This is a genomic window from Streptomyces hilarionis (assembly GCF_024539675.1).
Taxonomy (GTDB): domain Bacteria; phylum Actinomycetota; class Actinomycetes; order Streptomycetales; family Streptomycetaceae; genus Streptomyces; species Streptomyces hilarionis.
Genome location: NZ_JAHHIT010000057.1, coordinates 65,238 through 71,549, shown reverse-complemented (window position 1 = coordinate 71,549; position 6,312 = coordinate 65,238). Strand labels below are relative to the sequence as shown.

Annotated in this window: 5 protein-coding genes; 1 reads left to right on the top strand and 4 read right to left on the bottom strand. The window is 74.5% G+C overall.

All coding sequences use genetic code 11. The features are described from left to right. Positions 1–1,207 (top strand): PQQ-binding-like beta-propeller repeat protein (locus KMS84_RS15050; RefSeq protein ID WP_256916723.1); only part of this gene is annotated, 1,207 nt, incomplete at its 5' end. A 217-nt stretch (positions 1,208–1,424) separates the two neighbouring features. Here KMS84_RS15050 and ilvD read toward each other — a convergent pair. From ilvD to KMS84_RS15030, 4 genes are all read right to left on the bottom strand, one after another. Next, positions 1,425–3,278, bottom strand: coding sequence for a dihydroxy-acid dehydratase (gene ilvD, locus KMS84_RS15045; RefSeq protein WP_256916722.1), 1,854 nt, complete (start codon positions 3,276–3,278; stop codon positions 1,425–1,427). 166 nt (positions 3,279–3,444) lie between these two features. Beyond that, positions 3,445–4,050 (bottom strand): TetR/AcrR family transcriptional regulator, encoded by a 606-nt coding sequence (locus tag KMS84_RS15040; protein ID WP_256916721.1) that lies wholly within the window; start codon positions 4,048–4,050, stop codon positions 3,445–3,447. Continuing rightward, entirely contained in the window at positions 4,047–5,003 is a 957-nt protein-coding gene (locus tag KMS84_RS15035; RefSeq protein ID WP_256916720.1) for a sugar phosphate isomerase/epimerase family protein, read from the bottom strand. The genes KMS84_RS15040 and KMS84_RS15035 overlap by 4 nt, the downstream gene beginning before the upstream one ends. A 260-nt stretch (positions 5,004–5,263) precedes the next feature. Then, a complete protein-coding gene (locus tag KMS84_RS15030) occupies positions 5,264–6,196 on the bottom strand; it encodes a Ppx/GppA family phosphatase (RefSeq protein ID WP_256916719.1) in 933 nt (310 codons plus the stop codon). Between the last annotated feature and the right edge of the window lie 116 nt (positions 6,197–6,312).

Here is a 6,312-nt window from a genome sequence, read left to right as displayed (position 1 = left end):
GCGCGGGCGGGTCGCTCTCACGGCCGGGGCGCTGGTCGTCGTCGTCGCGGGCGGCGCGCTCGGCGGCGCGTGGCTGTTCGGCGGCGGTGACCCGGTGCCCGACCCGCGCGGGGGCGCCGCCGGAGCGCACTCCGCGTCGTCCGCCTTCAGCCCCTGGAGCACCCGGCCGGCGCAGGCCGGGAGCGGGGCCGCCGCGGGGGCCGGGACGGGAACCATGCCGTTGTGCGCGTCCGGCGTGCGGCGGCTCGTGTGCGCGCAGTCGGGGCTGGTGTCCGCGGTGGGCTCGGGCGACGGGCGCGTGCTGTGGCGGCACCCGCTCGCCGACGGCGACCGCCCGGGCGAGGCGCCCGTGCTCACCGGCGGTGTGGCGCTGGTGGTCACCCACGAGGGCAGGCTCGTCGAGGCGCTGGACCCGTCGACGGGCGCCACGCGCTGGCGGCAGGACCTGTCGAGGTACACGAGTCTGCGCGCGGCCGGCGGCACGCTGCTGCTGACGGCGGCCGACGGCACGGTCACCGGTGTGGCCGCGGCGACGGGCGAGAAGACCTGGAGCCACCGGATCCCGGGGGTGGACGAGCCCTACTTCGCGTCGTTCCCCGGCGATCCGCTGGCGTACGCGTCAAGCGCCACGGACGACGGGCACACCACGGTCACGGCCGTGGACCCCGCGACCGGCGAGGTGCGGTGGAAGAAGCGGCTCAGCGGCGCGCTCACGTTGGCGGGCACCACCGCCGGCAGCGCGGTCCTGCTGTCCCGGGGCGACAGCGACGGCACGGTCGAGGCCGTCGTCCGCTACGACCCGGCGCGCCGGGCGGTACGGCGGGTGCGGCTGGGCGTCGTGCTCCAGGAGGCGCAGGCGGCGGTGCGCGGGGACCGGGTCTACCTGCTGGCCTTCGACGGGACGCTGACGGCTGTCGACACCGCCGCCAAAAAGCAGGTGTGGTCCCTTCAGACGGCGGTGAGCCGGGGATCGGCGCCCGCCGCCGACGGCGGGCACGTCTACTTCAGCGCCGCCGACGGCCGGCTCCTCGCCGTCGACGCGGCGGGCGGCAGGCTCCTCGGGCAGACGGCGCTGCGGCTCGGCGCGCACGCGGACCGGGTGGTGGCCACCCTGCCCGCGCCCGAGGCGGTGGGGGGCCGGGTCTACGCCGGCGCTCCGGACGGCACGGTCTTCGCCGTCGACGGGCGCGATCCGGCCCGCTGGTGAGCGCGCACCGCCGGCGGGCGGCCGGCGGGCTCGGCGGCCGCCGAGGCGGCAGCCCCTGCGACGGTCACGACAGCCCCGGCGGCGGCCACCGCGGCCTCGCCGCCGCCGGACGCGCCGGGCCTCCGCGGCGAACGCGCCGAGGGCCGTCTCCGGGGTTCGGGGACGGCCCTCGGGGTGAGCTCACAGGCGCCCTTCACGGGGCCCCGGCGGACGGGCGTCAGCCGAGCTTCGAGACGTCCCGCACCGCGCCCTTGTCCGCGCTCGTCGCCATGGCGGCGTAGGCGCGCAGCGCGGCGGACACCTTGCGCTCGCGGTTCCGCGGGGCGTAGACGCCGCCGAGGGCCGCCTCGCGCCGGGCCAGTTCGGCGTCGTCGACGAGGAGTTCGATCGTGCGGTTCGGGATGTCGATGCGGATGCGGTCGCCGTCCTCGACCAGGGCGATGGTGCCGCCGGACGCCGCCTCGGGCGAGGCGTGGCCGATCGACAGGCCCGAGGTGCCGCCGGAGAAGCGGCCGTCGGTGACCAGCGCACAGCTCTTGCCGAGCCCACGCCCCTTGAGGAAGGACGTCGGGTAGAGCATCTCCTGCATGCCCGGGCCGCCCTTGGGGCCCTCGTAGCGGATGACGACGACGTCGCCGTCGGTCACCTGCTTGTTGAGGATCTTCTCGACGGCCTCCTCCTGCGACTCGCAGACGACCGCCGGGCCCTCGAAGGTCCAGATCGACTCGTCGACGCCGGCCGTCTTGACCACGCAGCCGTCGACGGCGAGGTTGCCGCGCAGGACCGCGAGGCCGCCGTCCTTGCTGTAGGCGTGCTCGGCGGAGCGGATGCAGCCACCCTCGGCGTCCTGGTCCAGCGCCTCCCAGCGCTCGGACTGGGAGAAGGCCTCGGCGGAGCGGACGCAGCCGGGGGCCGCGTGCCACAGTTCCAGGGCTTCGGGGGACGGCGAGCCGGCGCGGACGTCCCACGTCTTCAGCCAGTCCCCGAGGGACGGGCTGTGGACCGAGTGCACGTCCTCGTTGAGCAGGCCCGCGCGGTGCAGTTCGCCGAGCAGGGCGGGGATGCCGCCGGCCCGGTGCACGTCCTCCATGTAGTACGTGCGGTCCTTCGCGACGTTCGGCGCGACCTTGGCCAGGCAGGGCACGCGGCGCGAGACCTCGTTGATCTCCTCCAGGCCGAACGGGACGCCCGCCTCCTGGGCGGCGGCGAGGAGGTGCAGGATCGTGTTGGTGGAGCCGCCCATCGCGATGTCGAGGGCCATCGCGTTCTCGAAGGCCGCGATGGTGGCGATGTTGCGGGGCAGGACCGTCTCGTCGTCCTGCTCGTAGTAGCGGCGGGTGATGTCCATCACCGTGCGGCCGGCGTCCTCGTACAGCGCCCTGCGGGCCGTGTGGGTGGCCAGGACCGAGCCGTTGCCGGGGAGGGAGAGGCCGATGGCCTCGGTCAGGCAGTTCATCGAGTTGGCGGTGAACATGCCGGAACAGGAGCCGCAGGTCGGACAGGCGTTCTCCTCGATGCGGAGGATGTCCTCGTCCGAGATCTTGTCGTTGACGGCGTCGGAGATCGCGTCGACCAGGTCGAGCGTGCGGACCGTGCCGTCGACGAGCGTGGCGCGGCCGGACTCCATGGGACCGCCGGAGACGAAGACCGTGGGGATGTTCAGCCGCAGGGCCGCGTTCAGCATGCCCGGGGTGATCTTGTCGCAGTTGGAGATGCAGATCAGGGCGTCCGCGCAGTGCGCCTCGACCATGTACTCCACGCTGTCCGCGATCAGGTCGCGCGACGGCAGGCTGTAGAGCATGCCGCCGTGGCCCATCGCGATGCCGTCGTCGACGGCGATGGTGTTGAACTCGCGCGGGATGCCGCCGGCCTCGCGGATGGCCTCGCTGACGATCCGGCCGACCGGCTGGAGGTGCGTGTGGCCGGGCACGAACTCGGTGAAGCTGTTCGCCACCGCGATGATCGGCTTCCGGCCGATGTCCGCACCGGGTACACCGGAGGCGCGCATAAGGGCGCGGGCGCCCGCCATGTTGCGTCCGTGGGTGACTGTGCGGGACCTCAGCTCGGGCATCGTCGCTCGCTCCTTCAGACGGATAGGGCTGTCAACGAGCGTACGCCGGTCATCCAGGGGGCGGGACGAGGTGTCCGGAATGCGGGACGCATGTCTCGCCGCCGGCGCGTGCGGGGCGCGTGTCCCGGCCCGCGCGCGGGCGGGACGCGGTGTCGGCGCCGAGACCTCAGGGGCCGGTCAGATGCCCCTGCACGACCGGGGCGACGCGCGCGATGATCTGCTCCAGGTCGGCCGAGGCCAGCGGCTCCACCTTGATCACGTAGCGCAGCATCGCGCAGCCCACCAGCTGCGCCGCGGCCAGCTCGGCGCGCAGCTCGGCGTCCGGCAGGTCGAGCTGCGAGGCGATGCGGCGCAGCAGCTGGGAGGCGACCAGGCGGCGGAAGACGGCGGCCGCGGTGTCGTTGTTCACGGCGGACCGCACGATCGCCAGCAGCGGCTTGCGGGTGGTGGGGTTCTCCCACACGCCGAGGATGAAGCGGGCGAGGCGTTCGCCGACCTGGTCCGGCGGGCCGTCGGCGACCGCCGTCGGCGCGTTCAGCGCGGGCGCGAACGCCACCTCGATCGCGGCCTCGAAGACCTGCTCCTTGGTGCCGAAGTAGTGGTGGACCAGCGCCGAGTCCACGCCCGCCGCCTTGGCGATGCCGCGCACGGACGTCTTGTCGTAGCCCCGCTCGGAGAACTCCTCGCGGGCGGCGGTCAGGATGCGGTCGCGGGTGTCCGCCGACTCGGCGCCCGGCGGGCGGCCGCGGCCCCGCGCGGTGACGCCGGTCACCGGCGGCGCGCCTTCGCCGAGGACCGGCGCGACGACCGCGACGACGACGCGGACGGCGGGGCCGACGACGCCGACGGCGACGGGACGGCGGAGTGGGACCCGGGGGACGCCGGCGCCGAGGACCGGGGCGCGGGCGACGACGCGGACGAGGCGGACGCCAGGTGCAGGCGGGTGAAGGCCAGCGCCTCCGCCAGGTCGGCCTCCCGTTCGGCGCCGGACATCGCGCGCCGCGTGTTGACCTCGATCACGACGTGCCCGTCGAAACCGGTCAGCGCGAGCCGCTCCAGCAATTCGGCACAGGGCTGGGAGCCGCGGCCGGGCACCAGGTGCTCGTCCTTCGCCGAACCGTTTCCGTCGGCGAGGTGGACGTGGCCCAGCCGGTCGGCCATGCGGTCGACCATCTGCATCGCGTCCGTGCGGGACGTCGAGGCGTGGCTGAGGTCGATGGTGAAGTGCCGGTAGTCGTCCTTCGTGACGTCCCAGTCGGGCGCGTACGCGAGCATCTCGCGGTCGCGGTAGCGCCACGGGTACATGTTCTCGACGGCGAACCGCACATCCGTCTCGTCCGCCATCCGCCAGATGCCGGTGACGAAGTCGCGCGCGTACTGGCGCTGCCACCGGAACGGCGGGTGGACGACGACGGTGCTCGCGCCGAGCTTCTCCGCGGCCGCGCGGGCCCGCTGGAGCTTGGTCCACGGGTCGGTCGACCAGACCCGCTGCGTGATGAGCAGGCAGGGGGCGTGCACGGCGAGGATCGGGATCCGGTGGAAGTCGCTGAGTCTGCGCAGCGCGTCGATGTCCTGGCTGACGGGGTCATTCCAGACCATGACCTCGACGCCGTCGTACCCGAGGCGCGCGGCGATCTCGAAGGCCGTCGCCGTCGACTCCGGATAGACCGAGGCAGTCGACAGGGCGACCTTCGCATCCGGGATCCGCACGACTGGCTCTGCCATGGAGGACAGGTTACGGGGTGAGATCGGGTGGGTGCGGGGCACCTGCGCCCCGGGCGCCCGCGCGCAGTTGCGCCCTCGCGCTGTTCAGCACGCCCTTCGCGCACCGTCGGGCCGCCGCGCCCGCGGCCCTGTCGGTTCCGTCACGTCCGCCGCGCCCGGCACGCCACCACCGCGCCGCCGGGTCCGCCGGGCACGTCCCGTCCGACGCCCGGCGGGGGTCCGTCCCGTCCGGCGTGCGCGGCGTCCTGCCGGGCCCGTCGTCAGGTCGACGCCATGTGGTCGAGCTTGCGCAGGATGACGCCCTCCCTGAGCGCCCAGGGGCAGACCTCGACCGACTCGATGCCGAAGAGGTCCATCGCCCCCTCGGCCACCAGCGCGCCCGCGAGGAGCTGGTTGGCGCGGCCCTCGGAGACGCCGGGCAGCTCCGCCCGCTGGGCCGCCGTCATGCCCGCGAGGCGGGGCACCCAGGCCTCCAGGGACTCCCGCTTGAGTTCGCGCTGGACGTACTGGCCCTCGGTGGAGCGGGCCGCGCCGGCTATGCGGGCGAGCTGCTTGAACGTCTTCGACGTGGCGACGACGTGGTCGGGGGCGCCGAACCGGGCGATCTCGCCGACCGTGCGGGCGATCTGCGCCCGGACGTGGCGGCGCAAGGCCCGGACGTCCTCCGGGTCGGGCGGGTCGCCGGGCAGCCAGCCCGCGGTGAGACGGCCGGCGCCCAGCGGCAGCGACACCGCCGCGTCGGGCTCCTCGTCCATGCCGAACGCGATCTCCAGGGAGCCCCCGCCGATGTCCAGGACCAGCAGCTTCCCGGCCGACCAGCCGAACCAGCGGCGGGCGGCCAGAAACGTGTGCCGGGCCTCCTCGGCGCCGGTGAGGACCTGGAGCTCGACGCCCGTCTCGGCCTGCACGCGCGCGAGGACGTCGTCGGCGTTGCTGGCCTCGCGCACGGCGGACGTCGCGAAGGGCAGCAGGTCCTCGACGCCCTTGTCCTCGGCGGCCTGGAGCGCCTCGCGCACGACCGCGATCAGTTTGTCGACGCCCTCGGGGCCGATCGCCCCGTTCCCGTCGAGCAGTTGTGCGAGGCGCAGTTCCGCCTTGTGCGAGTGCGCGGGCAGCGGGCACGCGCCCGGGTGTGCGTCCACCACCAGCAGATGCACCGTGTTCGATCCCACGTCGAGGACACCGAGTCTCATGCAGGGAACGCTACTGCCCGCCGGGCGATCCAGGTGGTGCGGGGCGAAAGGCCTCGTCGGGAAGGGGCGGACGGGAGGCGGACGGCGTCCCCGCACGGGCCCCCGGCGACTTACCC